General features: G+C 55.5%; 31 protein-coding genes. 8 read left to right on the forward strand and 23 right to left on the reverse strand.

The features are described 5' to 3' along the window. Nucleotides 1–148: 148 nt before the first annotated feature. The 3 genes from hgcA to CFB04_RS10730 all read right to left on the reverse strand — a co-directional run bounded on the left by hgcA (nucleotide 149) and on the right by CFB04_RS10730 (nucleotide 2,528). Nucleotides 149–1,306 carry a mercury methylation corrinoid protein HgcA gene (gene hgcA / locus CFB04_RS10720; RefSeq protein WP_255396936.1) on the reverse strand — a complete coding sequence of 386 codons (1,158 nt, stop codon included), beginning with the start codon at nucleotides 1,304–1,306 and terminating at the stop codon, nucleotides 149–151. A 19-nt stretch (nucleotides 1,307–1,325) separates the two neighbouring features. Further along, nucleotides 1,326–1,781 (reverse strand): MarR family transcriptional regulator, encoded by a 456-nt coding sequence (locus tag CFB04_RS10725; RefSeq protein ID WP_088536788.1) that lies wholly within the window; start codon nucleotides 1,779–1,781, stop codon nucleotides 1,326–1,328. 135 nt (nucleotides 1,782–1,916) lie between these two features. Continuing rightward, on the reverse strand, nucleotides 1,917–2,528 hold the full coding sequence (locus CFB04_RS10730; RefSeq protein ID WP_088535264.1) for a GyrI-like domain-containing protein: 612 nt from the start codon (nucleotides 2,526–2,528) through the stop codon (nucleotides 1,917–1,919). A 402-nt stretch (nucleotides 2,529–2,930) separates the two neighbouring features. Here CFB04_RS10730 and CFB04_RS10735 point away from each other — a divergent pair, with 402 nt between their 5' ends. The 4 genes from CFB04_RS10735 to CFB04_RS10750 all read left to right on the forward strand — a co-directional run bounded on the left by CFB04_RS10735 (nucleotide 2,931) and on the right by CFB04_RS10750 (nucleotide 6,405). Beyond that, complete coding sequence (locus CFB04_RS10735) at nucleotides 2,931–4,766, forward strand: ATP-binding protein (RefSeq protein ID WP_088535265.1); 1,836 nt, start codon at nucleotides 2,931–2,933, stop codon at nucleotides 4,764–4,766. Beyond that, on the forward strand, nucleotides 4,763–5,425 hold the full coding sequence (locus tag CFB04_RS10740; RefSeq protein WP_157698777.1) for a hypothetical protein: 663 nt from the start codon (nucleotides 4,763–4,765) through the stop codon (nucleotides 5,423–5,425). The genes CFB04_RS10735 and CFB04_RS10740 overlap by 4 nt, the downstream gene beginning before the upstream one ends. A 77-nt stretch (nucleotides 5,426–5,502) precedes the next feature. Continuing rightward, on the forward strand, nucleotides 5,503–5,907 hold the full coding sequence (locus CFB04_RS10745) for a thioesterase family protein (RefSeq protein WP_088535267.1): 405 nt from the start codon (nucleotides 5,503–5,505) through the stop codon (nucleotides 5,905–5,907). Between the two features lie 45 nt (nucleotides 5,908–5,952). Beyond that, a complete protein-coding gene (locus CFB04_RS10750; RefSeq protein ID WP_088535268.1) occupies nucleotides 5,953–6,405 on the forward strand; it encodes a YhcH/YjgK/YiaL family protein in 453 nt (150 codons plus the stop codon). Nucleotides 6,406–6,501: 96 nt separating this feature from the next. Here CFB04_RS10750 and CFB04_RS10755 read toward each other — a convergent pair whose 3' ends face one another. From CFB04_RS10755 to CFB04_RS10815, 13 genes are all read right to left on the reverse strand, one after another. Next, nucleotides 6,502–7,413 carry an MBL fold metallo-hydrolase gene (locus tag CFB04_RS10755; protein WP_088535269.1) on the reverse strand — a complete coding sequence of 304 codons (912 nt, stop codon included), beginning with the start codon at nucleotides 7,411–7,413 and terminating at the stop codon, nucleotides 6,502–6,504. A 76-nt stretch (nucleotides 7,414–7,489) separates the two neighbouring features. Beyond that, nucleotides 7,490–8,077, reverse strand: coding sequence for a cyclopropane-fatty-acyl-phospholipid synthase family protein (locus tag CFB04_RS10760; protein WP_088535270.1), 588 nt, complete (start codon nucleotides 8,075–8,077; stop codon nucleotides 7,490–7,492). Nucleotides 8,078–8,079: 2 nt separating this feature from the next. Further along, nucleotides 8,080–8,364 (reverse strand): hypothetical protein, encoded by a 285-nt coding sequence (locus CFB04_RS10765; RefSeq protein ID WP_088535271.1) that lies wholly within the window; start codon nucleotides 8,362–8,364, stop codon nucleotides 8,080–8,082. 96 nt (nucleotides 8,365–8,460) lie between these two features. Continuing rightward, nucleotides 8,461–9,315, reverse strand: a complete 855-nt coding sequence (locus tag CFB04_RS10770; protein ID WP_088535272.1) for a 4Fe-4S binding protein — start codon at nucleotides 9,313–9,315, stop codon at nucleotides 8,461–8,463. Between the two features lie 93 nt (nucleotides 9,316–9,408). Then, entirely contained in the window at nucleotides 9,409–9,726 is a 318-nt protein-coding gene (locus tag CFB04_RS10775) for a n-acetylglutamate synthase (RefSeq protein WP_088536789.1), read from the reverse strand. A gap of 115 nt (nucleotides 9,727–9,841) precedes the next feature. After that, entirely contained in the window at nucleotides 9,842–10,378 is a 537-nt protein-coding gene (locus CFB04_RS10780; RefSeq protein WP_088535273.1) for a MerR family transcriptional regulator, read from the reverse strand. A 62-nt stretch (nucleotides 10,379–10,440) separates the two neighbouring features. After that, complete coding sequence (locus CFB04_RS10785) at nucleotides 10,441–10,620, reverse strand: hypothetical protein (RefSeq protein WP_088535274.1); 180 nt, start codon at nucleotides 10,618–10,620, stop codon at nucleotides 10,441–10,443. Between the two features lie 116 nt (nucleotides 10,621–10,736). Next, nucleotides 10,737–11,000 carry an Ada metal-binding domain-containing protein gene (locus CFB04_RS10790; protein ID WP_088535275.1) on the reverse strand — a complete coding sequence of 88 codons (264 nt, stop codon included), beginning with the start codon at nucleotides 10,998–11,000 and terminating at the stop codon, nucleotides 10,737–10,739. Nucleotides 11,001–11,658: 658 nt separating this feature from the next. Further along, entirely contained in the window at nucleotides 11,659–13,017 is a 1,359-nt protein-coding gene (locus CFB04_RS10795; RefSeq protein WP_088535276.1) for a radical SAM protein, read from the reverse strand. Then, nucleotides 13,014–14,477 (reverse strand): AarF/ABC1/UbiB kinase family protein, encoded by a 1,464-nt coding sequence (locus CFB04_RS10800; RefSeq protein ID WP_088535277.1) that lies wholly within the window; start codon nucleotides 14,475–14,477, stop codon nucleotides 13,014–13,016. Before CFB04_RS10800 ends, CFB04_RS10795 begins: the two co-directional genes overlap by 4 nt. Continuing rightward, entirely contained in the window at nucleotides 14,467–15,090 is a 624-nt protein-coding gene (locus CFB04_RS10805) for a TetR/AcrR family transcriptional regulator (RefSeq protein ID WP_088535278.1), read from the reverse strand. Before CFB04_RS10805 ends, CFB04_RS10800 begins: the two co-directional genes overlap by 11 nt. 254 nt (nucleotides 15,091–15,344) lie before the next feature. Beyond that, entirely contained in the window at nucleotides 15,345–15,944 is a 600-nt protein-coding gene (locus CFB04_RS10810) for a carbonic anhydrase (RefSeq protein WP_088535279.1), read from the reverse strand. A 291-nt stretch (nucleotides 15,945–16,235) separates the two neighbouring features. Next, on the reverse strand, nucleotides 16,236–16,922 hold the full coding sequence (locus tag CFB04_RS10815) for a haloacid dehalogenase type II (RefSeq protein WP_088535280.1): 687 nt from the start codon (nucleotides 16,920–16,922) through the stop codon (nucleotides 16,236–16,238). 144 nt (nucleotides 16,923–17,066) lie between these two features. Between CFB04_RS10815 and CFB04_RS10820 the strand changes: the two genes are divergently transcribed. Next, nucleotides 17,067–17,696, forward strand: coding sequence for an O-methyltransferase (locus CFB04_RS10820; protein WP_088535281.1), 630 nt, complete (start codon nucleotides 17,067–17,069; stop codon nucleotides 17,694–17,696). Nucleotides 17,697–17,706: 10 nt separating this feature from the next. On the opposite strand, the gene CFB04_RS10825 is transcribed toward CFB04_RS10820, so the two are convergent. Beyond that, complete coding sequence (locus CFB04_RS10825; protein ID WP_088535282.1) at nucleotides 17,707–17,889, reverse strand: MerR family transcriptional regulator; 183 nt, start codon at nucleotides 17,887–17,889, stop codon at nucleotides 17,707–17,709. 184 nt (nucleotides 17,890–18,073) lie between these two features. Between CFB04_RS10825 and CFB04_RS10830 the strand changes: the two genes are divergently transcribed. Continuing rightward, entirely contained in the window at nucleotides 18,074–18,565 is a 492-nt protein-coding gene (locus CFB04_RS10830) for a Slp family lipoprotein (protein ID WP_088535283.1), read from the forward strand. Between the two features lie 43 nt (nucleotides 18,566–18,608). Here the strand turns inward: CFB04_RS10830 and polA are convergent, their stop codons facing one another. Both polA and CFB04_RS10840 read right to left on the reverse strand, forming a co-directional pair. Continuing rightward, complete coding sequence (gene polA, locus CFB04_RS10835; protein ID WP_088535284.1) at nucleotides 18,609–21,281, reverse strand: DNA polymerase I; 2,673 nt, start codon at nucleotides 21,279–21,281, stop codon at nucleotides 18,609–18,611. Next, entirely contained in the window at nucleotides 21,281–21,460 is a 180-nt protein-coding gene (locus CFB04_RS10840) for a DUF4177 domain-containing protein (RefSeq protein WP_369833132.1), read from the reverse strand. The genes polA and CFB04_RS10840 overlap by 1 nt, the downstream gene beginning before the upstream one ends. A 212-nt stretch (nucleotides 21,461–21,672) precedes the next feature. On the opposite strand from CFB04_RS10840, the gene CFB04_RS18090 reads away from it, so the two are divergent. Both CFB04_RS18090 and CFB04_RS10850 read left to right on the forward strand, forming a co-directional pair. Next, nucleotides 21,673–21,843: a hypothetical protein gene (locus CFB04_RS18090; protein ID WP_088535285.1), complete on the forward strand. Its 171-nt coding sequence runs from the start codon at nucleotides 21,673–21,675 to the stop codon at nucleotides 21,841–21,843. Between the two features lie 191 nt (nucleotides 21,844–22,034). Further along, on the forward strand, nucleotides 22,035–22,478 hold the full coding sequence (locus CFB04_RS10850; RefSeq protein WP_088535286.1) for an Hsp20/alpha crystallin family protein: 444 nt from the start codon (nucleotides 22,035–22,037) through the stop codon (nucleotides 22,476–22,478). 328 nt (nucleotides 22,479–22,806) lie between these two features. On the opposite strand, the gene larE is transcribed toward CFB04_RS10850, so the two are convergent. The 4 genes from larE to CFB04_RS10870 form a co-directional block, all read right to left on the reverse strand. Next, nucleotides 22,807–23,610 carry an ATP-dependent sacrificial sulfur transferase LarE gene (gene larE / locus CFB04_RS10855; protein ID WP_088535287.1) on the reverse strand — a complete coding sequence of 268 codons (804 nt, stop codon included), beginning with the start codon at nucleotides 23,608–23,610 and terminating at the stop codon, nucleotides 22,807–22,809. 70 nt (nucleotides 23,611–23,680) lie between these two features. Further along, nucleotides 23,681–24,604: a cysteine synthase A gene (cysK, locus tag CFB04_RS10860; protein WP_088535288.1), complete on the reverse strand. Its 924-nt coding sequence runs from the start codon at nucleotides 24,602–24,604 to the stop codon at nucleotides 23,681–23,683. Between the two features lie 78 nt (nucleotides 24,605–24,682). Then, nucleotides 24,683–25,150 (reverse strand): Rrf2 family transcriptional regulator, encoded by a 468-nt coding sequence (locus CFB04_RS10865; RefSeq protein WP_088535289.1) that lies wholly within the window; start codon nucleotides 25,148–25,150, stop codon nucleotides 24,683–24,685. 117 nt (nucleotides 25,151–25,267) lie between these two features. Beyond that, complete coding sequence (locus CFB04_RS10870; RefSeq protein ID WP_088535290.1) at nucleotides 25,268–25,477, reverse strand: hypothetical protein; 210 nt, start codon at nucleotides 25,475–25,477, stop codon at nucleotides 25,268–25,270. Nucleotides 25,478–25,517 lie beyond the last annotated feature (40 nt).

Consider the following 25,517-nt stretch of genomic DNA (forward strand, 5'->3'; position numbering starts at 1 on the left):
GAGCGGATATGCCGGGGACAGCCGCCGGAACGGAGTTCCCCTCCGCCTGCGGCGTAAACCGTCGCTGAGAACCTTCGCACCTTCAAGACCGCAAAGGCAGAGGCACGCGGCGGAAGTGAGTTCCCATCGCTCGCAGATTCAAGCCATTTCATGACAAAAACTTCGCCGCCACGATCATGATGCCTGCCGCCGCAATTGCCAGCCCCATCACGGGCAAAGCTGCCCGCATTTCCCTTTTGACCCCGGTCCGGGAGGTATAGGGGGTGCATCCGGTAAAGTTGAGGGTATAGAAGGCGCTGACTGCCGGCAACGCAACGAAAGCCGCGATGGTCGACAGCACGCTCCATTCCGCTCCCCCGCCGATGAGATACCACGCTGCGCTCCAGCCCACTCCCACCACCGCCCCCTTGACGGAGAAGCTTCTTCCCGGCAGCCACGGCAGGAGTATCGGCCCCGCCGCAACGCCTGCCAGCATCGCACCGAAGTAGGCTGCGGCCGACTTCGCCCCGGCCACAACGCCACCCAAAAGGGTCCCCAGGAGAAACAGGCAGAGCATGATGAGGAGCGTCGGTTTCAGGGCAAGAACCACTTCCACCGGCACCAGGACCGCCCGTTCCCGCAAGGAGAAGGTCATCTCCCGCATTTCAGGAGTGGTAGCCATTCCGTTGTCGAGAAACGATGGAAGATCGGCTGCCCGTATCGTGGCGTACTGGACGGAGAATCCCGTTTGGCGCGCAACCTCGTGAGCCGCCACCCCCGGCGCCCCAAGGATCGGAAGCAACAGCCGCCGATGGGCCACAACCCGGGCAAGCCCCGCCGCCTTGATCCGCCTCACCAGCTCTTCGGTGCCGAAGGATCCCTTCCCCGCCGCGCACCAGACATTGATCCCGTAAGTCTCGAGGACGAGAAGCCAGATATTCCGCCCAGCCAGTGCGGAACGGACAATGTCATAGCTCATCTTGTAGTTTGCAGTCACCACCACCGGGTCTTCGGCAGAGGGTTTACCGAGCGCATAGAGGCCGGGGGGGACCATGTAACTCATCCGGCCGATCCCCCAGCGAGCCTTGCAGGCCCCGAGACGGTCGGCAAAGCCGAGCTCGGTGGAGACACGCGGCACGCGTCCTGCCGGCGTTTCGAGCCACTCATGGAACCCCGGCACTTTTTCCGTTATCACTCCGCCGCCGGCGGAGACGGGGGGGCCTCAGCAGGGAGGCTTGTCGGGAGCGCCCGATGTGGCGCCGCCGCACGAGGCGAGAGCAGCCTTGGCATCGGCTGACTTGACCGTCTTTATTTCCTTGATCTTCATGACCTGCCTCCCCCGCCAGTTACTTGCAACATGCAACGTTATCCTCACATGCGGCCCGCGCCAGTGCACCGTTCAGAAGCTCCAGCGACCTCGCCACGGTCTCGCGCTCGAAAACCGTCATCGAGGCGAATATCTTCTCGATCCTCTCGAGCATGTAGCGGTCGATGCGAGCCATGACCTCTTCTCCCGCAGTCGTCAGCCGCAACAGGCTTACTCGCCTGTCATCCGGCGAAATTTGCCTCTCTACGAGCCCCTTCGCCTCGATGCTTTTGGCCTGACGGCTGAACGTGGTTATATCCATTCCCAGCTCCTCGGCCACCTGCTGCATGGAGGGGTTACCGGCCCTCCTGATCTCGAACAGGATATGGCCCTGGACAAGGGAGACCTGCTCTCCGCAGCACTCTTCACAGCAGGAGGCGTTCAACAGCCCGAACCTGCGGACGAACAGCTGCAACTCCTCACGAACCGAACGTATGGTTTCCATGAAAAGAGGGTACTTGATTTACTTGAGCATTGCAAGCAAATGATGGAACGCATGGGACGAGCAGACAGCTCAATGCGCTGAAGGGGAGGAAACTGGTGGATGGAGCGAGTTCGGCCAATCAAGAAATCACGCCATCGGCTGCCTGACGACCGTCTTCCACTTTTCCGGCGCCGCTCGCCGGATATCGCTCAGATAAATCTCGTGGTGCTTGCCCGTCCTGCGGCTGCCGTTTTCTTCTATGAACGCGTGAACCTTTTCGATGGTTGGCCCTTCTTCCGAGAAAGGCCCGATGTGCATTATCTGTGCGGCCTTTCCTTCCCTGAAGGGCTCGAATCTAACCAGCGACAGCGAAACAAGCTTCTTTTTCCTCTCCACCTCTTTCGTTGCTTCTTGAACCGTTGCCGGAGCTATTAAATCCGGCTGCATGATCATCAAGGTCCATTTCCAGGCATCCTTGTTTCCCGTGGTGAACGCGGACATGTCATCGGACCACCAGAGCCCTTGAAGCGGCATCACGCCGTAATCGATACTCTTCGGTCCTTTCTTGATCATGAACTTAAGCGTGTATGAAAGGGAAAAAAGCGCTTCGATTGCATCGCTGAATGCTTTCGAGGTGTTGGGATCACCCTCGCCGTCGACCATGAGGAAGTTCATCTGCGGAACATCAACAATCTCGACTTTTTGTGCAGAGGGTGAATAGAGGTGCTTAAGCTGCTTCTTGTAGTCTATCTTTTCCATTGTCCTCTCCTACTAGATGCAGTTCCTGATCGACCGGTACTTTCCAGGCAGGGATGGTGGAAACGCTCACCGGGATTTTTTCACTGGTCCTGAACGAGGCTCGAAGAGTCTAATTACCACACATTAGATATTTTTTCCAATTGATAGGGCTTAACCTGCGTGATATTCTGCCGCACTGGCTGAACAGGGGAAGCAGAGTCCGGAGGGTCATTGATATGCGGGGAAACAGGGGAAGTGCTATGTATCTTGCACCTCGAACTTGGAATTCCAGATATTACCGATACAAGGAACTTCATAGAAGCCTTATATTGGGCATAGATAACTTATATAGGTAATTGATATCTCATATAGGGAAACCTGCTAATAGCGAGTTGAAACCATAATATTGAACATGGAGGCATCATGGACCAAGTACTAATTCTTTCTGAACGCATCCAACTGGCAACTAGGATAGGAGAAAGTCATTACCGTGAATTTAAGAGTGCATACCAAGGGCCACCAACTGGAAAAATAAAACGGCCGACAAAAGATATTTGTGCCGACATTGCAAAGACACTCGTAGCCTTTGCAAATGCAGACGGTGGCGAACTTTTTGTTGGGATTGAAGACGATGGCACCATTACCGGTTTACCACATAGCGTCGACGAAATAGACCAATTAAAGAACTCATACGTAACGCATGTGCATGGCCATACTCCACTACCAAAACCACATGTAAGTTTGGTGCAACTAGAAGATCAACGAGTCCTGTACTTTTCGATCGGCAAGGGAAATGAATTTGCTTATCTAACCTCAGATGGCAAATGTCTTAAACGTCTTGACCTTGAGTCAGTTCCAGTCGGATCTGAGAGAATTAGAGCTGAAAGACTTGAGCTTGAATCAAGAACTTGGGATCGTGCTGTCGATCCTAGCGCATCTCTAGATGACCTTGATTTCGACCTTCTACAGCAAGTATCAAATCAAATTGCCTATGGGGTTACTCCGGAAAAATGCTTGCAGCATTTGGGGATCGCTGAGTTCGCCCCGACTGGCATGAAATTAAAGGTAGCTGCATTACTGCTTTTTGCAAAAGACGTTAGAAAATTTCACCCTGGCTGCTTCGTAAGAATATTCACCGTTAGTGGTAAAGAAAGGCGCTCCGGGGAGGCATTTAACGTTATCAAGGATGACATTGTAGCTGACAATGTGATTAAGCTTGTTGAAACAGCATGGGAGCGTCTGAGCTACGCTCTAACCATGCACACATCGCTTACTGATCATGCTAAATTCAAGCAAAGTTATCTTTATCCACAAATTGCATGCCGCGAAGCACTTATTAATGCCATAGTGCATCGAAATTATGCAATCCAAGGTCGAGGAATTGAAATAAGCATATTCAATGACCGCTTAGAAATTGCGAGTCCAGGCCGCATCCTTTCCACCATATCTTTGGATGATATCCGAAAGCTAAAAGGGGCGCATGAATCTCGAAATCCATTAATTGCTAGGGTGCTTCGGGAAGTTGGATATGTGCGAGAAATGGGGGAAGGGATTCGACGCATTTTCGATGTCATGAGGAGCAATGCTCTCGCCGAACCTGACATCCAAAGTGGCGATGACAATTTCACCGTGACCCTTTACCATCGCTCGCTTTACGATCCGAAGGTTAAGCTTTGGCTGTCGCTCTTCGAGAGTTTTAAACTTTCCGAGAGCCAAACCGCGGTCCTTGCGCTGGGATATGAAGATCAAGAGTTTTCGACTCAAGATATCATTGATCGCTTAGGCATCTTAGATACTGATCAAGTTAGAGAAATCCTCACCCCGCTTCGGCAACTTGGCCTTGTGACCCGCACAAAGACACACGCACAGGCATTCAACATATCAAAGTCTAAAAAGCTAGCTAAGCGTTCAGTTCCTATTTACAAAGTCGTTGCAAATCCGGGAATTCGAGGTCGAGTAGACCACGTAACTGTTATTGAGGATGAAGAGACAATGGCAGGCACCAAAGAAATCAATTTGTTTGTGGGTGGTCTCGATTACTCAACAACGAAAGAAAATATTGTGGCAGCACTTGACGAACACTGCGGCGTCCTCAATGTTGATATACCGACTGGAGGGCTTCCATCAGGAAGTAACAACAAGGGGTATGCTTTTGTCACGGTAGAAATTCCAGATGGAGAGATCACAGATGAATTCATAAATCGTATTGATGGCCTAAGGATAGGCAAACGGAAAGTGAACGTGCGTCTAAGGAAATGACGGTTCCAACAAGGCTTACGACCTGTCCTAAAAACCGGCAGGTCAAAGCCTCAGCCGTTGTACCCGGAAAAAGAATGAACAAAGCAATCCATCCTACATCAGACGAAGTCGAATTCCTGAATCTGTCGTTCAACAGGTTCATGGACCTATTCGAAGAAATAATCTCAGATGAATTTTGGAGCAAGCCTGACTACATTCGGTTTTCAAAAGCTAAAGACCTATTCGCGGTCTACGCTGAGGTACTGAAATATCCTCCGATGCAATGGGTAATCGACGCCAACAAGCGCCCCAATTTTTCTGAAGTAGGAAGTGATCTTTTCAGATTCATCAGACACGTCCTAATGCACCTCCCGTTTTTCGAAAAATGGGAAGATGTCTGGATTAAACAATCTTTGGTAAACCTTTACTCAAATCGCCCACAATTCATCCACAAGTTCCTGGCAGAAAACGAAGGAAATGACGCCTTCAAATATCGGTTTTGGGAAGAGAAGCATAAGAGGATGACTTACATCTCAGTTTCCTTCCCCAAGGATTACACCAAGGGAGAAAAAATCTACCTTAGAGACATGGTGCCAGAAAAAGATGGCGTCAAGTTCTCCGCGATATTCATGTGGGACATTATGAAGGTGCAGGTAGAAGAGATTTCAGACAGCCAATAAATCGAGGGCACAACCAGCGCCAAGACCGGCCAAAGAAGCGGCTGGTCAGGCTTATGACGTTGGAGGATAGAACAACTATGGAGCACATCCCTTTTTCTCTCGAAATGTCCGTCCGCGATTACGAATGCGACATGCAGGGAGTCGTGAACAACGCCGTGTACCAGAACTACCTGGAGCACGCGCGGCATGAGTACCTGAAGTCCATCGGCATCGACTTCGCCGCGCTGGCGGCGCAGGGGATAAACCTGGTGGTGACGCGGGTGGAGATAGATTACCGGTTTTCCCTCACCAGCGGCGACCGGTTTACGGTGGAAGTCCGGCCGGAGCGGATTTCAAAGGTTCGGATGGGATTCCGTCAGGCAATTCGCCGCATCCCGGACGGGCGGGAGGTGATCAGCGCACTCGTCACGGGGACGGCGCTGAACCCGAAGGGACGGCCGCAGCTGCCTAAGGAGCTGGACGAGGTGCTGGGGAAGCTGTGAGATCGTCCTTAAACGGACCAAGAAAACATCAGCAAAGGAACAGACATGATCTTAGACATCCTTGAGAACGCCGCACGCTACTCCACCATCAACCCGCTGTTTGCTAAAGCATTCGACTTTCTCAGGAACTCGGACCTGAAGGAACTGCCGGTGGGGAAGTACGAGATAGAGGGGAACCGGGTATTTGCGATGGTCGCCCGGGACATGGGTCGCAAAAAGGAAGATGCCTTGCTCGAAACCCACGAGAAGTACATCGACATCCAGTTCATCCTGGAAGGTACGGATACGATGGGCTGGAAGCCGAAGTCGTCATGCAAGCAGCCGACACAAGGATACGATGAAGAGAAGGATATCCAGTTCTTTGCCGACGAAGCGGATGCGTGGGTGGCAACTCGAAGCGGAGCGTTCGCAATCTTCTTTCCGGAAGATGCACACATGCCCTTGATCTCTCCGGAGCAGATCCACAAAATAGTCGTCAAGGTGGCCGCCGTACCATAAGCGCCAGTCCGTCAGCTGGCCTGCACCCTGCGGCATCCGCGCAGTTCATCTGCCGCCCCTTCAGTAATGGCCATGCGACAGTCACCGGATGATCGGTCATTCCCCCCCGAGTTGCTGCTTCCGCAGATACCGGCTCTTCAGGTTGAAGCCTATCATCCAGTCAGCCTGGGATCGCTTCGGGAGGATCTGCTTTAGGCTCGCGGCAATCGCCTCCGCGTCCCCTGAGCCGCCTGCAGTGAGTTCCCGCGCCTTGGCATCGAACAGCGCAAGGTACTCCTTCATGTCACGCACGTCATTCTTCGTAGATAGCGGGCCGTGACCGGGGATGATCTTTTCCACTTCCATTTCCAGAATCGCATCCAGAGCCTTGTTCCAACCTGTAAAGTCCCCGTCGGCCAGGAAAGGGTGAAAATCGGTGAAGAGAATATCGCCGCTGAACAGGAGCTTCTTTGCCGGCAGGTAGACTATTGCGCTCCCCTCGGTGTGGGACGGAGCGGTGCGGATGAGTTCCACCGTCTCTCCTCCCAGATCGACCAAAAGCCGGTCGCTGAAGGCAAGCGTAGGGAGAACGATCTGGGTCCCCGCCATATCCTCCGGCTTCAGCCCGAAAGCCGCAGCATTATTCAATGTCGCTTCCCCGACCTTTTGCAGGAGCACGCGGTCGGCGGAGTGGGATATGACGGTAGCCCCAATCTTGGAGAAGACGCAGTTGCCGAACGCGTGATCGAGGTGGGTGTGGGTATTGACGACATATTTGATCGGCTTGTCCGAAACCTTCCTGATGTCGGCCAGGAACCGCTGCGCTTCCTTTGCGGAGATGAGGGTATCGACGACTAGGATGCCGTCACGACCTATGACAATCCCGGCGTTGGCGGCGAAGCTGGTCGCTGGAGAAGCGTCCTTCACCCCGACGTAGGAATAGACGTTGTCGGCGATCTTCGTCAGCTCGGCGAATGCCGGCGTTGCGAGAAGCAGGATGTGGATCAAAACTACGGCTATTCTTTTCATGACCTTCCCTCCAGTACATTTGTTCAATAGCATCCGAAGATCCAGCTTCCGGCAGAACTCAGCCACGAACTTCGCTCTATGGCTTTCGCGCCAGCACCTGTACAACCGCGCCTCTGCCCGTATGCAGCGTCCCCTCAACGACTTCCCGTTCCAGTTCAGTCCCATGCTCGAACTGCAATTCAGCGAGCTCTTCTTTCAGATCAGCCAGGGTCATCATCATATCTTCGGTTGGCGGCCCGCCCGTGCGGAGCTTCAGTTGCGCAGGGGTATATCCTTCAAGGACGAACACACCGCCGGAACGTAGTCCCTTCACGACCTTCCGGTGAAGCTCCCTTCGCAGGTGCTGCGGCAGGTGGCAGAAAATGGAGACTACCGCATCCCACTGCCCTTCCCCCGGATCGAATGCGGCCAAATCGGCACAGACCGTCTCTATCTTCACGCCATGTTCCACGGCCAGCCTCTCCGCCTTGGCAAGCCCCACCGGTGAGGAGTCCACAGCGAGAACACTGCATCCACGCCTTGCGAGATACACGGCGTTTCTCCCCTCCCCTTCTGCAAGGCACAGGACACGCCCCTGAGGTATCGAGTCCCTTACCTCGACGAGGAACGCATTAGGCTCGGTTCCGTATACATACTCCGCCGTAGCGTACCGCTGATCCCACATATTCACTTACCCCTGCACCAACGGCGTCTTCGGCATTTCGGGCAGCAGAGGTACTTGACGTTGACTCCGCCGTTAGGACCCGTGAAATTCTGCCACATGTTGATCTCGAACTCCTCGCCGCACTCGTCGCAGACCCACCGGTAGTTGACGGTGTTCCAGTGGACCATCAGGATGACACCGAGGGCGGTAACCAGAAGCCCGACAGGAAGCAGGCTGTATGCGGCGATCAGCACGAACCCGCAGACCAGAACCGAGAAGCCGAGGATGAAATAGATCGGTTGTTTCATTTGTCGCGCTCCTGTTCTCGCAGCAATTAATGCAACACCCGTAGATTAGCGTCGATTAAAATACAGCGCAGGAAGGAGTGCGTCAAGGTGAAACCTCTACCACACGTTGGCCGCCACCGGCGAATCGGCGCGGTCCAGGAGCCGGATCGCTTTGGCATTGCATGCCGAACGGCAGATTCCGCAGCCGTAGCAGAAAGTTTGATCGACAATGACCTTTTTGTCGGAAGCGCTGTAGCTTAGCGCCCCGAACTGACAAAGGCGCATGCACTGCCGGCAGCCGTTGCAGGCTTCCGGATCGATCGCCGCTATGTACTCGGCGCGGAACATCACCGGTACATCATGGGTCACCGTGGAGCGCATGGCGAAGCAGTCGGTCCGGTCGCAGTTGCAGATACCGCCGATGAAGGGAGTCTGGAAAGTCCAGACGGTGTGGCAGAGGCCTTCGAGCTCATGGGCCCGGAGTGCGGCCAGAGCCTCCTCTTTAGTGAGCATTTCGAAGCGGGCATCGTCGACTCCACCGGTAAACTTCTCCTCCAGCGCCTGGAATATTTCCTTGAGTTTCCCGCCATTGGGGCCGAGGCTCACACCGTAGCAGTAACGTTTCTCCTTGCCCAGCGTGGATTCACGGCAGACGCAGGAGACGCGGACGATGGAGTTGGTAAATTCGAATATCCTTTCGATGTCTTCCAGGGGAACAACCTGCCCGAAGTGCATCTTCTTCATCTTATTGGTTATGATACGACTGAAGAGGGTTCTGATAAGCCACGGCATCTTCTTCAACCTGCCAAACCCGTCGTTCGCCTTCCGGAATTCCCGCTCCCGGGCCTGCGGATCGGCAAACATCTCAAGGAATTTGAGCCGGCGAAGATCGCTCAGCAGGTCCTCCGAGTAGTTCTTCGCCTGCAGGTACCATTTTTCACCTTCGCCATGCTTAAGGCAGAATTGACACATGTCTTCCCCTCTCCCGTGCTGAGTATGCATCTGTTATTCGACGAGCGTTGTCAGCTTAAACCCTGATGCCCATGGTATGAAGAACCTCCAGGTTCAGCCGCCGTCCCGGCAGGTCCATCGCCACTTCTCATGCAGGCGGAGACGGCCGTCGGGCAACCGCTCCGGCGTGGAACGGCAAATTCCGGTCATGAGCTCGTCATGCTCGTTAAGGTGCTGATACCGCATGTCGAGAGAACCGTCACAACCGACTTTTGCAACAAGGGTCCCAAACCGGACCTGTCCGCCGCGGTAGGTAGCCCAGACCAAATCTCCCTCCTGCCGGTAGTGAAAAACCGTCTCGTCACCTACTTCGCCGTTGTTAGAATTCAAGATGGATCTGAAATATCGGTTGTCATAATTAATCATAGTCATCTGTTCCACATGCGGATGCGCCGGCAGCGCCGGCAGCATCGACAACTCCCTCTTTGTCCCTGCCGTGCACCCTGATCCCTGGCGCACAGCTTCATAGATGTGTAGAAATAGCCGATCAACATTCTTCCCCATGATCGGCAGACCATTTACGTATCAGGAGCGTCTCTTTCTCAGAAATCCCAAGGGAAAGCAGAAACTGATGGTGGGCTTCGGGAGCGCGCCTCTCGAACTCGGAGTGAAGCTGCTTCATGGCATTATCGTCCATTCCGGCAGCACGCAGCATCTCCACGAACATCACTTTGTCCACAGTCGATGCCGGCCCTCCCTTACGCTTCAGCTTCAGCATCCCCGCCAGCAGCCGCTGCTTGGTTTGCAAGGCCCGTATCTCCTCTCCCACCTCGTGCAGGCGACGCCGGAGAACCATGGCAGTATCATCACTCGCCGAAGCTAGAATCGACCTGATATCCTCGATCCCCAGCCCCGCCTCACGGAAAGTGCAAATTGCGGAGAGTCTCTCGCGATCGGAGGGGGAGTAAAGACGGTAGCTCGCGTCGGTCCGGGCTGACGGGTTGAGAAGCCCGATGCGGTCATAGTAGAGAAGCGTGCTGCGGGAAAGCCCGAACTCGTGTGCGATTTGGGAAATCTTGTACATTTTCATTCCTCGATGAAGGAAGTGCCCCCGGTGTTTTCTGCCGGGGGCGCACCTAGTCATGCCTACTTGGAGCGGATCTCCGCGATCCTCTCGTCCGGAAGCCCGAGCCACTCCAGAAAGCTCTGATGCCCGGCGGGATTCTCACTCTCGAACAGGTTGTGCCACTTCTGCATCGCCGCGTCATCCAGCCCTATCGCCCTAAAACGGGCAACCCACTCCTCAACCGTCACTGTCCCTTTCATAGCCTTTCTCCTTGTTTGAAGTTTGTCATGGCCGTGACAGAGACAACGCTACACTGTGAACCGATAGACGGGTCAAGGGTAAAAAATGCAGGGTACCGGGCGCCTCGGGCGGGTCGTCAGTTTCCCTTCTTCTCCTTACTGTCAGGGAGAGCCGGACGCCTCTCCGGCATCGGCGGCTTGCACGTCTCGCACGGCACATAGCCCGCCTTCCCCGCCTCCACCGATGCCCTGAATGTAACCAGGTTCTCCTTGGCGATCCGCTTGGTCCATCGGCACTCCTTGAAGTGGTACTTGTTGGAGCCTGTGGAACCGTAGAACTCGGCAAGAGCCACAGCCGGAAGCAAGAGCAGAAGGATGAGGGGTAGCAGCAGTTTCTTCATGATTCCTCCTTTAATCGGGGCGAGACGCCACCATTGATAACACTATCCGTTTCCGTACGCATGTAACCGTCAACGCCACGTTGAATCCCTCACCTACCAGACGAGACTCACCCCCAGCCTCGCAAAGGGTCCGTCATCGATAGCAACGTCGCCCTGGAGCCGTCATAGAAAGCGAACTTCCTGTCTAAGCGTAACCGTCGGCAGGATTTTACCCTTTCCACTGCTTTCGGCTACTCGGCTTTTATAGGCAGACATCAGTTTCCTTGGCCCCTTCGTTGGCTGATGTGTCGGCAGGATATGCGTTGGCAACCACGAGAACAAGATTGAGCAAGAGAAGCATGGTGTTGATAAAATTATTTTGTCATGTATTTACTAATTTGCCTGTCTTTATTAGCACACCACATAAAAAATCAACAATTATTTTTTTATTAGCTAGGTTTGGTATGTTGAATATATTGATTTTTAAATTAGCAACATAAGCAATACGTTCAAGAAAATGAAATTTTTTTCTAAATGCATTAAACTAGATACATAATTAAATGGTTTAACTGCTCTGACATATAGAATCTTTTAGCCCAACATCTGTTTCAGAGCGCCCCTGATTCTATCCAGCGAATCAGCCGAATCGCTCCCTTTCCTTCACCGCTCTCGTCTCCTTTCAGTAATCGAGATGCGCCCTGCGGGTCTTTTCGAGGAAGCGGCCAAAAAGCTTGATCCGGGTCAGCATGCCGCGGAGTCCGAACCGGAAGAGCGTCATCAGCGTCCGGTGGAACGGTACCGCCTTTACCCACAGGTTCGCGAACTCGGCGTAGAACTCCGGAAGGGGCAGTGTAGTGGGAAGAAGGGCATGGACCATGTCGTAAAGTTCCGGTTTGCGGGAGAGAAGCTCATCTTCCCGCGCCGCATGCAGCTCGGTCCCCGGGAGCGGGGTCATTACGGTGAAGGTCGCGTATTTGTGCTTCAACCTTCGCACATGAGCGAGCATCCCCCGGAAATCTTCGTGGGTATATGCAGGGTCGACCATGTAGGACGCATACATCATGACTCCCAAGTCATCGAGAATCTTCACAGCTCTCTCCTGCTGAGCTGTCGTCGTTTCTTTGTTCATCGCCCGAAGCCGTGCATCGGAAAAATCCTCCATCCCCACGAAAACCTGCGACAACCCGATTTGCGCCCACTTCGCGAACAGCTGAGGATTCTGTACAATGGTGTCGACCCGGCCATAGAGAAAGTACCTCTTCCTGATACCTGCCTCCCGGATCAGGTCTGCCAGCCTCTCCATCCGCTTCACGTCGCACATCGACTCGTCATCGCAGAAAAAAACGTTCGGCTCCGCGACCGATTTCAGCTCTTCCACTACGGATACCGGGTCGCGGCGCAAATACTTCCCGCCGGTAATCCCCCAGAGTGCGCAGAAGTTGCAGCGTGCGGTACACCCGAGAGAGGTACGGACGGAGGCAAGCGGCTTGAACCATTCACTGAAATAGTTCATCCGGTATCGGGTAGTAAGGGAGCGGTCCGGGAAAGGGAGCTCGTTGAGATCGGTATAAGGACGAGGCTCTGTGAAAAGCATACCCTCCGGCGAGGGTATGGCGATGCCGCGAATACACTGCATGCGGCTCTTCGTCTCTAACGCCCCGACTATTTCCCGGAGAGTGAAAACCCCTTCGCCGATTACTACTATGTCGATGGCGCTTGCGTTGAAGTCTGCAGGGGCTACTGTCGCATGATGGCCTCCAACGACGATAAGCGTCTCTGGACCCGATTCCTTCAGTCGCGCAGCAATGGATTTGATGATGTTGACATGACTGGTGAAGCCGGTGAGCCCGACAACGCCGGGACGAAACCTTCTGAACGCGCCTTCCAGGTCCGGCTCCAGCCGGGCATCAACGATCTCCACCTCATGTCCATCCGTCTTGAGACCTGCGGCCAAGTACTCGAGAGCGAGCGGTTCGAACAGGAATATCCGGTCTGAAAAGGGGTCATGACTTGGTGGCTGGATTAGCAAAACCTTCATGATTCCTCCGATGGATTGACTGCCGCAATCTGTATCGCAGATTCCTGTTCATAGATCTTTCTGAAATCGCAGCGTCCCTTCAGCCGGTAGACGATAGCTCTCGCTCCAAGAATGAAGCGGGTGCTCCAGATATGGACCGGCATCCCCCGGGTGCAGCGTTTGCGGGTGACATCCATCAGCGCCTCCATTCCGCGGCGGAAAAAGTCTCTGTCCCCGAAATCGAATAGTCCCTCCGTCAGCCACGGTTCCATCTGCCACCGTATCGCACGCCCCACCACTTCCAGGCGCTCCGCCCCCATCTGTTCAGCAGTATCGTAGAGAGAAGCCTTGACGACAAGCCGCTCCATTTCCGGTTCATCCCGCTTCAGTACTGCATTCTCGACTTCGTGCTGAAGGGACCATTCCTCGTCCGTGATGGCACGGGTGCAGCCGAAATCGATAATCCCCAGTCGCCCTCCCTCCATGAAGATGAAATTGCCCGGATTGGGGTCGGCCAGAAGCCAGTGCGACCGGTACAAAAGGCGCATCGTGGCCGCCGTCAGCAAATGTGTGTAGCGGTCCCTCAAGCTCTGGTCGGGTTTGGAGGCGAGGAAATCGTTGAGGTGAAGGCCGGGAAGGTATTCGGTGGTGAGTACACGCCCGGTGGAGTAATCCTTATACACCCGGGGTATAACGACCCCGTCGTCGGGGGAGAACAAGTCGCGGGCCTGTGCAATGAAACGGGCCTCCTGCACATAATCCGTCTCCATGAGGAGCATCTGTTCGATGTCTGCCAGCTTATCGAGCAGGTTCGACCAGTCTTCGCTCACCCGTATCGGTTGAAGGAGCATGCGGAGGTTGAGCATATCGGTCGTGATGGTCCGGGCAATACCCGGGTACTGGATCTTTACTGCGACCTCCTCGCCGCTCTTGAGCCGTGCGCGATGCACCTGCCCCAGAGAGGCAGCAGCAAAGGCTTGCCGATCAAAGGAGGAGTATACTTCCTCCGGTTCGCGGCCGAACTCGTCCAGAAAAACCTCGCGCACCATGGCGAAGTGCATGGGGGGAGCCTGGAAGTGCAGAAACGACAACGTCTCTGCAAACTCCTCCGGCAATACCTCGGGCAGGTTCGCGAGCATCTGGCCGACCTTCATGACTGCTCCGCGAAGGTACCCCATAGTGCCGACCAGCTGCAGAGCCGCCGCCAGATGCACCTCGTTCCGCAGCCTCTGTTTCTCGCCGGCACTGGCGAAACGGCTGCGCAGCCAGTAAGCCAGGTATCCGAGAGTGATCCGGGCGTGGAGAGTACCGAGGCTCCAGATGCGGGGAAAGGAACTGACCGGCACCTTTTTGTTCGAGACGGAGCTAACAAGCTCCGCCAGCCTCACACCCGTAGGATCTGCTATCCGGTCCTTAGGCAGAATGTCGAGCAGCATCCGCATCTCGTGGCGATCCTTTGCCGAAGGGCTCTCACACTGCATGTTCGCCTCCTCCTGTTTCCCCCCCGCCGGAAATCACCCGCACGAAAAGACGGAGAGAATAGTCGATGACACTTCGGCTCTCTTCCTGGTTCGGAGATTCATCGCTCGTCCAAAATGCGAGAATGCCCAGATATAATGACCAGTAGATGGTCATTGCGACGTGGTCCGGTGCTTCGGTGAACCCGTGCCGGCCTATAATCTCCTGCACAGTTTCCAGATGCCTCTGCCGCGCCGTCTCACCCTCGGGACAGACCGCCTTCCGGGGGAATGGACTAAGAGAGCGCTCCAGAACCGGGCCGAGAAAGGGACGCAACGGGCGAAGCCGCCGAAGGCCCGAAGCTACGAACAGAAAAAGCTCCTCCGTCAGGTCCTCCTCACCGGTACGACGTTGCCGGAAATCCTCTGCCCCCTGGCTCAAGGCGTCGGCAACCATCGTCATCCCGAGTGTTTCCTTGCTCGGGAAGTAATTGAACATTGTCCCGGCGGCCAGTCCCGCAGCAACCGCGATGTCCCGGGTGGTGGTATCGCTAAAGCCTTTGCCCAAGAAAAGCTCAGCCGCCTTCTCCAGGATGCGGGCGCGGCTTTCTTTTTTCGCTTCTTCGCTTATGCGCATGAATATCCTCTTATTATGACCATGCTCACAATAGCAGCATGAAGATTCTCTTGCAATACAAAATGAGCGTGCTCACAAAAAAATGTCAGCCGCCACTCCTCGTTGCTGGTCATTCAAATCGGCAATCCGGGTAATTGGGAAAAAACAGAGGAATCTGCAGGGAGGGCGCACCCAGGGCCTTAGCATGCCCTGTTGCGGCTGGGTTCATCAGTTCAGCGAGGAGCGGGGGTACAGAAGGGGCCTGGCTCCCCGCCTCAACGGTTCTTGTGCGATTTCATCACCCTGATCTGGCCGGTCGACATGTCGTAGACCCAGCCATGGACGTTCAGGATCTTTTCGTTCATCGCTTTCTTGACGAAGGGGTATTCCTGAAGATGCTCCAACTGCAGCCGAACGTTCTCCTCGACAATAAGCTTCATTCGCTGCTCCTGAGGAACCTCTATCTGCAGGGCGTGAATCTTTTCGTCCACCCGCTCCTTCGCTTTATAGGCATTGATGAGCCAGACCGGGATATACTTGTCGTCGCCGTGCGGAGCATCCAGGGCGTGAATGCCGCCGCAGCCGTAATGGCCGCAGATGACGATATCGGGGATATTGAGGTGGTTTATGGAGAATTCGAGGACGGCGCTCAGATTCCAGTCATTGGTAGCAACGATGTTCGCGACGTTGCGATGGACGAATATCTCCCCCGCCTTTGTCCCGGTTATGGTATTCACCGGCACCCGGGAGTCGGAACAGCCGATCCAGAGGACCGTCGGCCGCTGATCCTTCGCCAAAGCCTCAAAATACTCCCGGTCCTTCTCGAATGTTTCCGCGACAAACCGTTTGTTTCCATCGAGCAGAGAAGTGATCATTGTTGCCCCCCTCCCGTACCTAACGTCGGTGAAATAGCTATCGGCATTATAGAACACTGTTAAAGCTATTTCCATCTTTTAGAGGGCTCAGGGGAGCTCAAGAAGAGCGGGACCGCAGGAGAGCGGCGAGAGAGTGGCTGTTATTCAGCAACCTGCAGGCGAAATACTCAGGTTGTTCAAAAACAGCCAGGTCGTCGCACCCGCAGGAAGCCCCGAGGAGGTGTAGCAGCGCTACTCCGCACGAAGGGGCTTGCGAGGAGGGGGGCGAGATGGCTGTTTTTCAACAGCCTGCTAGACGCGCAGCACCTCCACAAGCTCTCTCATATCCCCCACCGTCATGTCCGGGAGATAGCCGATGTTGTCCCACTCCGACCCGGTCCTGTTGACCCAGCAGGTGCGGAAGCCATAGGCTTTGGCTCCGCTTATATCGAATGACTGGCAGGAGACGAACAGGGTGTGTGATGGGATAATTCCGAGCTTTTCTTCTGCGAGAAGATAAACCTTGGGACTCGGCTTGTAGGCGCGTGCAGAATGGGCGCTGATTACGGCGTCGAAAGCGTGTGAAAGCCCGTTTCGCTCCACCACCGTTTCCAGCATTTTCGGGGTACCGTTTGAGAGAATGGCCAGCTGAAAGGAAGAAAGGTCGTGTAGAGCCTGCCCCACATCGGGAAAATGCTCTAGCTTCAGGTAGGAATCCATCAACTCGATGCGGTCGTTGTCGTCGAGAGTAAGATCTAGAGCCTTGACTGCGAAGCGCAATGCCCGGTCGGTGACCTGCCAGAAGTCTTCGTAACGGTCCATGAGAGACAGAAGCCATGAATAGTGCAGCTGCTTTCGCCGCCACATGAGGAAAAGCTCGACCCCCGCAGCGGAGAAAATTTCCCCGCAGAGTTCGACTACAGAGGAAAGATCGAAGAGGGTCCCGTAGGAATCGAAGACCACGGCCCGGATTTCTGTTCGGTTCGGCGACAGTGGCATCCACACCTCCTTCTGAAGGGGGAAAACCTGCCGGCGCACGGCTGCAGACGCCGGACATAGCAAGACGGTCTGTTGCTAGACTGCCTTTGTGGTATAGTTTACACAATATCCGCTCTATACCAACCGACAGAGAGAGGGGGAACCATGATCACGATCACCGACCCGCGCATCGAGGAGTACCTGATGGGGCTGGTGCCCGAGAACGATCCGCATCTCCTCGACATGGAAAAAAGAGCCCGGGAAATGCAGTTCCCAATCGTAGATCGTCTCGTCGGAAGACTGCTCTACATGCTGACCAGGATCAGACAGCCGAAACTCGTAGTGGAGCTCGGTTCCGGATTCGGATATTCGGCCTATTGGTTTGCCAGGGCCATAAGCATCAGCGGCAAGGTCGTCCTCATCGACAGTGCCGAGCAGAATGTCTCCTACGCACGACGGCTTTTCGAAGAGACGGGACTGACCGGCCGCACTGAGCTGCGGCATGGAGATGCCCTCCGGATAGGACCGGAATACGAAGAGATCGACATCCTGTTCATCGACATCGACAAGTACCAGTACCCGCATGCCATCGAGGCGATGCTGCCGCGACTTGCCCCCGGCTCGCTGGTAATTGCAGACAATGCCCTCTGGCACGGGCGCGTAGTCGAGCCTGATGGGGACAAGGAGAGCGAGGGGATCCGCCGCTTCAACGACTTCATGTTCAGCCGCACCGATTTCTTCACAACGCTGCTCCCCCTCAGGGATGGCGTCCTGCTCGCCTACCGGCTGAACTGAGACGGGACCGTCACGGGCCTGCAATCTCTCCTGCCTGCAGCTCCAGGTCATCGCCATTCACCCGCAATGGCTCCCCCTTCACCTGCTCGGTCCTTACGAGCCCTTCTTCGACCCATAGAAGGATGTCATGCTCGGACATCCCGAATTTGTCCACCGCCTCCGAAACCGTGTACCAAGTCTTCACGAGTGACATGCGCGTTAGCCTCCTGTATCAGCATCTCCTGACCTTAATTATACCGGCAGATTCAGCTTTGTCCTCTACGGTGAAAAAGGATATGGCAAGGGAGGCTTAACAGGGAGTCACGCGAAGAACAGCCGCCTTGACTTGCGCTTGTTACGTGCGAACATGTTCAGTAACGTGACGAAGGGGGTGGAACATGAGGCTCTTTCTCATCATGCTGGCCCTGCTGGCAGCCGGCTGTGCTCACCGCGGCATCAGCAAGGAGTCCGTTCAGCTATCCGACAGAACCGTCACCTTCCCGGCGCTGCGGGAGAACCCAAGCGGGTTCGTCGGAAAGTACGTCTACCTGGGAGGCGCCATCGCATCGGTCCGCAACAACCCAGACGGAGGGGAGATGGAAGTTGTGGAACTCCCACTGTCCCGATCGGGAAGGCCTAAGGAAGGGGTACAGTCGGAAGGACGCTTCCTTGCCCGCACCGACAAGTTTCTCGACCCGATCATCTACAAGCGCGGAATGGCGGTATCCCTCGTGGGGGAGGTTACAGGGGAGAAAACTGCGAAACTGGAGGAAGTATCCTACCGGTACCCGGTTGTCATGGTGAGGGAGATGCATCTGTGGAGTCCCGACGAAGGAGGTTCGCAGACCCCGCAGTTCCATTTCGGACTGGGAATATTCAAAGGGTTCTGATCCCTGACCCGCCCCGAGGTTTTACCGAGAACTCAGGTTCCAGCTAGTGCGCTTCGCTCCAGTTTTTCCCGAAGCTGACATCCACCTTTAGCGGCACGCGCAACGCTACCGCATGCTCCATTTCCTGCCGCACAAGCCGCTCCATAAGCATCCGTTCCTCTTCCGGCACCTCGAAGACCAGTTCGTCGTGCACCTGCATGATGAGCCGGCTCCTGACGCCATCGCGGGCCATCCGCGCATGTACCCTGACCATCGCCTGCTTGATCACGTCCGCCGCAGAACCCTGGATCGGGTAATTGACGGCGTTTCGCTGGGCGAACGCCCTGATATTGCCGTTGGAACTCCTGATGTCGGGGATCGGCAGCCGCCTCCCCAGCAGAGTCGTGACGTACCCCAGTTCCTCGGCGCTCCTGACGCACCCGTCCAGAAATGCACGTGCCCCGGCATGGCGTGAAAAGTAGTTGTCTATGAATTCCTTCGCCACCTTGGGGGTAACCCCGATTTCCCTGGCAAGACCGAAAGCCCCTTGGCCGTAAATGATTCCGAAGTTGATCGCCTTCGCCTGACGGCGCATCTCGGGCGTGACCATCTCCGGAAAGAGATCGAACGCCTCGCTGGCGGTACGGGTATGAATATCCTCGTCACGGGCAAATGAGTCACAGAAGACACGGTCTTCAGAAAGATGGGCCAGCACCCGCAACTCGATCTGCGAGTAATCGGCGGAAAGGAGCAGATGCCCGGAAGGGGCGGAGAAAGCCCGCCTGACCTTACGCCCCTCCTCCGTACGGATCGGAATGTTCTGCAGGTTCGGGTCGGATGAAGAGAGCCGTCCCGTGTTGGTCACCGTCTGATTATAGGTGGTATGGATTCTTCCGGTTTCGGGGTCGGCCTGCCTCCCCAATGCATCTGCATAGGTAGATTTAAGTTTCGCTACACTTCTGTATTCGAGAATCAGGCGCGCGATTTCCTGCTCTTCCGCGAGTTTTGTAAGGACATCGATATCGGTGGACCACCCGGTCTTCATCTTCGTCTTCTTCCCGGAAGGCAGCTTCAGCCTCTCGAAAAGCACCTCCCCGAGCTGCTTGGGAGAGCAGATATTGAATTCAATCCCGGCCAGCCCGAATATCCTCTTCTCAAGAAACGCGAGCTGCTCTCCGAATCCACGGGAAAGCTCATCGAGAAGAGGCAGATCGAGCTGTACACCGGCAGCCTCCATTTCGGAAAGAATAGGCACGAGGGGCATCTCCAGTTCCGAGAAGAGCTTGTTCATGCCGCTTTCCGCGAGGCGAGGGGCGAACTCTCGGTACAGCAGCAGTGTCGCATCGGCGACCTCGCATGCGTAGCGAGCCCCCCTCTCCACGTCCACCATCGAGAAGCAGACCTGGTCCCGCCCCTTTCCGGTCACCTCCTCGAATGTGTCGATCCGGTGGTCCAGGAGTTCAACCGAGAGTGACTGCAGGCTGTGATTCGAGCGGACCGGGTTAATAAGATAGGAGGCGACCATGGTGTCGAAGCAGTCTCCCTCAAAAGAGAGGCCGGCCCGCTCCAGCACCTGCCCCTGGTATTTGAGATCATGGCCGATCTTGCGCTTCGCCTGATCCGCAAAATGAGGGCGCAGGCCCGCCAACACCCGCTCGCGCGGCAGCTGCTGCGGAGAGCCCGGATACGTATGGCAAACCGGAACGTACCATGCTGCATGCTCCCCCAGACCGAGCGAGATACCTACGATCTCTGCGGCGAAGGGATTGGGACTGGTCGTCTCGATATCCACGGAGAATTCCGCCACCCGCTGAAGCTCCGCGAGCAGTGCGGCAAAACCGGCTTCATCCAGAACAGTCCGGTATTCTTCCGCGGAAAATGTGGCTTCGGTGGTGAGTTCCCTCATCAGAGTCGTAAAGCCATACTGCTTAAAGAGCTGGCCCAGCCGCCGGTTATCCGGAGGAGTTACGGCGTAGCTGTCGTAGCTGCAGGAGATGGGTACGCTGCAGTCCACAGTGGCCAGACGACGTGAAAGCCGTGCCTGCTCCGCGTATTCACGCAGCTTCTCGCCGACCTTCCCCTTGACCTCATGAGCCCTTGCCAGCAGCTCATCCAGAGAACCGAACTCCTGGATGAGCTTTGTCGCCGTCTTTTCGCCGATGCCCGGCACTCCCGGGATGTTGTCGGACGTGTCCCCCGCCAGTCCGAGAATGTCTATTACAAGTTCAGGCCCCACTCCGAACCGTTCCACAACCTCCCGGATCCCCGACACCTTATCTTTCATTGTATCCAGGAGCGTGACGCGGTCGGTGACGATCTGCATGAGGTCCTTGTCCCCTGTCACCACTACGATATCCATCCCCGCCCCCGCACATTCACGGGCAATGGTGGCTATTATGTCGTCCGCCTCATACCCTTCCAGTTCCAGCACCGGAATGTTGAATGCCCTGACTATCTCCTTGATAGGATCGATCTGGGGCACCAGGTCGTCAGGCATCTTGGAACGGTTCGCCTTGTACTCGGGATAGATCTCCTGTCGGAAGGTGCGGCGGCCTGCGTCGAAAACCACGGCGACGTGATCCGGCTTGCGGTCCTTCATCACCTTGAGGAGCATCTGGGTAAACCCGTAAACTGCATTGGTGGGAAATCCCTGGGGTGATGACAGGTGGCGGATGGCGAAATACGCCCTGTAGATATATGAGGAACCATCCACGAGAAACAGAGTCCGCTTGGTCATTACTCTCTCTCCCTCGTGAAGATGACGAACGCCATGCTCGGCCGCTTGCTGGCTTCCCGCATGGCGAACTGCATGCCGTCAAAGGTCCACCCATTCCCCACCCATTCGTTGAGCACCTCTTCGAGGGTGTCTTCGGTTACGCTGCCGACTTCGACCACCTTGTACTGTAACACCGGCATCTCCCATCAACCTTCTGATTTCAATTAGTTTTTCCCGCGCATCTTACCCCATGCGCCCCCACTCAGCAAGGGAGAAATACACATGCCGCCGGCTGGTATTTAGCGTTTGCACAACCTGACAATTCTGGTATTTTATGAGGAAAGAAGGGGGGTGAAAAGAAGGCTGTTATTGACCGATCGTAGCTGACCCTAACCAAGAAGGAGAGGTACGGATGATCAAAGAAGCGGAAAAAATCCAACAGTTGGCCGATGCAGCAGAAGTCCTTCTCGAAACCGATTACGCAAAGAAAGATCTAAAGGAGCGTCGGGGAATAGCCAAGAATTCGCTATACGACGGCTCCAAGAAACTTAAACACAGCGCGCCTAAAGGGAAGCGCATCTAGCAGGCCCCGAGGCGCGGGTTATATAGGGACACAATCGAATAGCAGGAAACAGTTCAAGGGGGGAGCGGACATGGCGGACGCCGAAGTCGCTCCCCCCTTGACTTTATGAAAAATGACATTATCTTTCCACTACCCGGGGGCATTCGGCAGCCTGGGCAGGTATATTGAGATGAGATGATCAAGGAGGAACCATGGCTATCGTGAAATACAATCCATTTCAGGAACTGAGGTCGATGCAGGAACAGATGAACCGGCTACTGGACCTTGCCTGGAACAGGGAAAGCGGCGAAGAGCTCCGGGAAGGGATGTGGCACCCTCCCGTCGATATCTATGAAAATGAGACTACGATAGTCATAAAGGCGGAACTGCCGGGAATAGAGCAGAAGGACATCGAGGTGAAGATCGAAGAGAATACCCTGGTGCTTCGAGGAGAGCGCAGGCACGATGCAGCCCTGCAGAAGGAGAACTACCACCGTATCGAGCGCTCCTACGGCACCTTCCAGCGAAGCTTCGCCCTCCCCCAGAGTATCGACCAGGAAAGGGTCAATGCAACCTGCGACAATGGCGTGCTGACCATCACTCTGCCGAAGAAGGCGGGGGGGAGCCCGAAACAAATCACAGTAGAAGTGAAGTAAAAGGGTTGCTGAAAAACAGTCATATCGCCGCCGTCCTCAAAAGCCTCCTTGTGCGGCGTAGCGTTGCTACGCCTCCGCGGGGCTTCCTGCGGGTGCGACGATCTGGCTGTTTTTGAGCAACCTATACCTGCTATAACGTAAACAAGCGGCCCGCCGGCAAATCCAAAAGCATCCGTAACAGAATCCCTATCAACTCTGCGGCGTTCAGATTTCCGTCAGATCGGTCCACCCGGAGGGCGCCTCCGCGGAAGCGTAGCAGCGCTACGCTGCACAAGGGGGCGACCGAGGACGGGGCCGAGATGGCGGGAATATGGACGCCGCCGCTTCTTCAGGCCTCGTTCATGCTCCCCGTCCGATACCCCTGCAGATCCAGCGCCACATACACGAAGCCGGCATCCTTGAAGAATTCGAGAAGCCTTCTGCGGAACTCTGGATCGAGGAGACGCGGCATCTCATCTTGCGCCAGTTCGATACGGGCAGTGTCGCCATGAAAGCGGACCCGGTACACGGCGAATCCCTCCTCACGCAGAAAATCCTCGCACCGCCCTACCATGTGGAGGCGCTCGGCGGTGATTTCGGTTCCATACGGGAAACGGCTGGCAAGGCAGGCGAAGGGCTGCTTGTTCCACGTCGGAAGCCCCAGCTCCCGGCTCAGGATACGGATATCCTGCTTCGTCAGCCCCGCCTCCAGCAATGGGCTCCTCACCGCCAGCTCTGCCGCTGCAGTCCTTCCCGGCCTGTAGTCTCCCAAGTCGTCAACATTGCTCCCGTCGGCGATGACTGTAAAACCGGCCTCAGCAGCTTTGTCGGCACAGATCTGAAAGAGCTCCTTCTTGCAGTGGTAACAGCGGTCCTTGGGATTGCCGGAAAAACCGGGAATCTCCAGCTCGTTCGACTCCACGACGATCTGCCTTACCCCCATTGATTGCGCAAGCTCGACTGCCCCCCGGAATTCGGCTTCCGGATAGGTCGGAGACGTCGCGGTAACGGCGCAGACACGCTCCCCCAGAACGTCCCTGGCCACCCTCAGAAGGAAGGTCGAGTCGACCCCTCCCGAAAACGCTACCACCAGCGAATCAAATTCCGAAAGTATCCGTAGCAGCGTTTCGTATTTTTCCCGCACCGGCTCCATATTCATTCCTCCACATACGAAAATCGCCCCTTACGGAGCGATTTTCAGTTTACCACTTAATGTTACCATTTCAGTCGAATACCCCGGCCGACAGATATCTCTCCCCCGTGTCCGGCAGCATGACCACCACGTTCTTCCCCTTCCCGAGCTTTTTCGCAAGCTGCAGGGAAGCGACGAAAGCCGCCCCCGAAGATATGCCCACCAACAGCCCCACCTTCATGGAAAGAAGCTTGGTGCCCGCAAAGGCTGCGTCGTTGCTGACGCGAATCACTTCGTCGTAAACTTTCGTGTCGAGAACCTCGGGAACAAAGCCGGCGCCGATACCCTGTATCTTATGGGGGCCCGGGTCTCCTCCTGAAAGTACCGGCGAATCGGCCGGCTCCACAGCCGCGATCCGTATTGCCGGATTATGCTGCCGCAACACCTGCCCGACGCCGGTGATCGTCCCCCCCGTACCGACACCCGCCACGAAACCGTCGATGCTCAATCCTTCCATAGCGGATATGATTTCGGGGCCTGTCGTCTCCCGGTGCACTTCAGGATTGGCGGGGTTGCTGAACTGTTGTGGAATGTGGTAACCATGAGCCTGCGCAAGCTCCTCGGCCTTCTGGACCGCCCCCCGCATCCCCTGCACCGCAGGAGTCACCACCAGCTCCGCTCCGAAAGCCATGAGAAGCCGGCGACGTTCAGCCGTCATCATGTCCGGCATTGTCAGTATGAGCCGATACCCCCTGCACGCGCATACCATGGCGAGGCCAATGCCGGTATTACCGCTGGTCGGCTCGACTACCGTATCGCCCGGCTTGAGCTTTCCCGCTTTCTCGGCTGCCTCGATCATGGCAAGACAGATACGCGCCTTGACGCTACCCCCTGGATTGAGTGCCTCGACCTTAGCGTAAAGGGCCGCCCCGTGGGCTTCTTCCAGGGAATCGAGGCGGACGAGCGGCGTGTCGCCGATCCGGTCCAGAATGCATGAAGTGGCCGCAGCAGGCATAGTATTACCTCTGCCGTTTAAGGTGCCGGCACCGTAGCCGGTATCACAGAACAAAGACCTTCTTTCACTACAACCGGATCAGATGTAGTACACGAAACGGTGATCCTGCTCTCGCTTCACCCCGAGGGCCTGCCCCTTCTCGCACAGATCTTTCAGGGTAATGCCCGAAAAAAGCTCGTTCAGCTTTGCACTTGCTTCCTGCCAGACAGTCTGGGTGACGCATGCGCCATCGAAGAGGCACTCCGTCTTTTTTTTCTTCGTGCCGGGAGTGCAATCGACGAGAAGCATGTCCCCTTCGGTCGCCTGAATGATGTCCTTGATGGTTATCTCCTCGGGCTTCCTCGCAAGGATATACCCCCCCTGGGGGCCGCGCTTGCTCTTGAGAATGCCTTTGCGCTTCAGGCTCTGGAATATCTGCTCCAGATAGCGGGGCGATATCTTCTGCCGCCGGGATATGTCCTGGATCTGGGTCGGGTGATGGGCGGAGTTGTATGCTATGTCGAAGAGCGCCCGCACACCATAACGGCTCTTGGTAGAAAGTCTCATGGTTCACCTCGCATTATGAAGATTGAAAATCGTATAATGGTGGCAAACCTGTGTCAAGAATTTTAAGAAAAAGGCCAGGAGTTTCTACTAGAACGTTGTGTGGAAATCACCGGAGCGTCACCAGTGTTTTTCTGGCACTTCCGTGCGCCCGACGTGCACTATAGTAGCATCAATGATCTGAAACACATCACCGAACTCGTTTACCCACCGGTCACCCTCTTCCAGAGGAATCGGCACTTCCCGCTTCCCCAGGAACATCTCTTCTTCACCTATATACGCGTACCATTCAAGGTCGCCCGTCATCCATATCTTGGTCTTCAGCTCCATGATCACCTCCGCCTTTCATGCAGGTTCCGCATCTTACGCA

This window comes from Geobacter sp. DSM 9736 (genome assembly GCF_900187405.1).
GTDB lineage: Bacteria > Desulfobacterota > Desulfuromonadia > Geobacterales > Geobacteraceae > DSM-9736.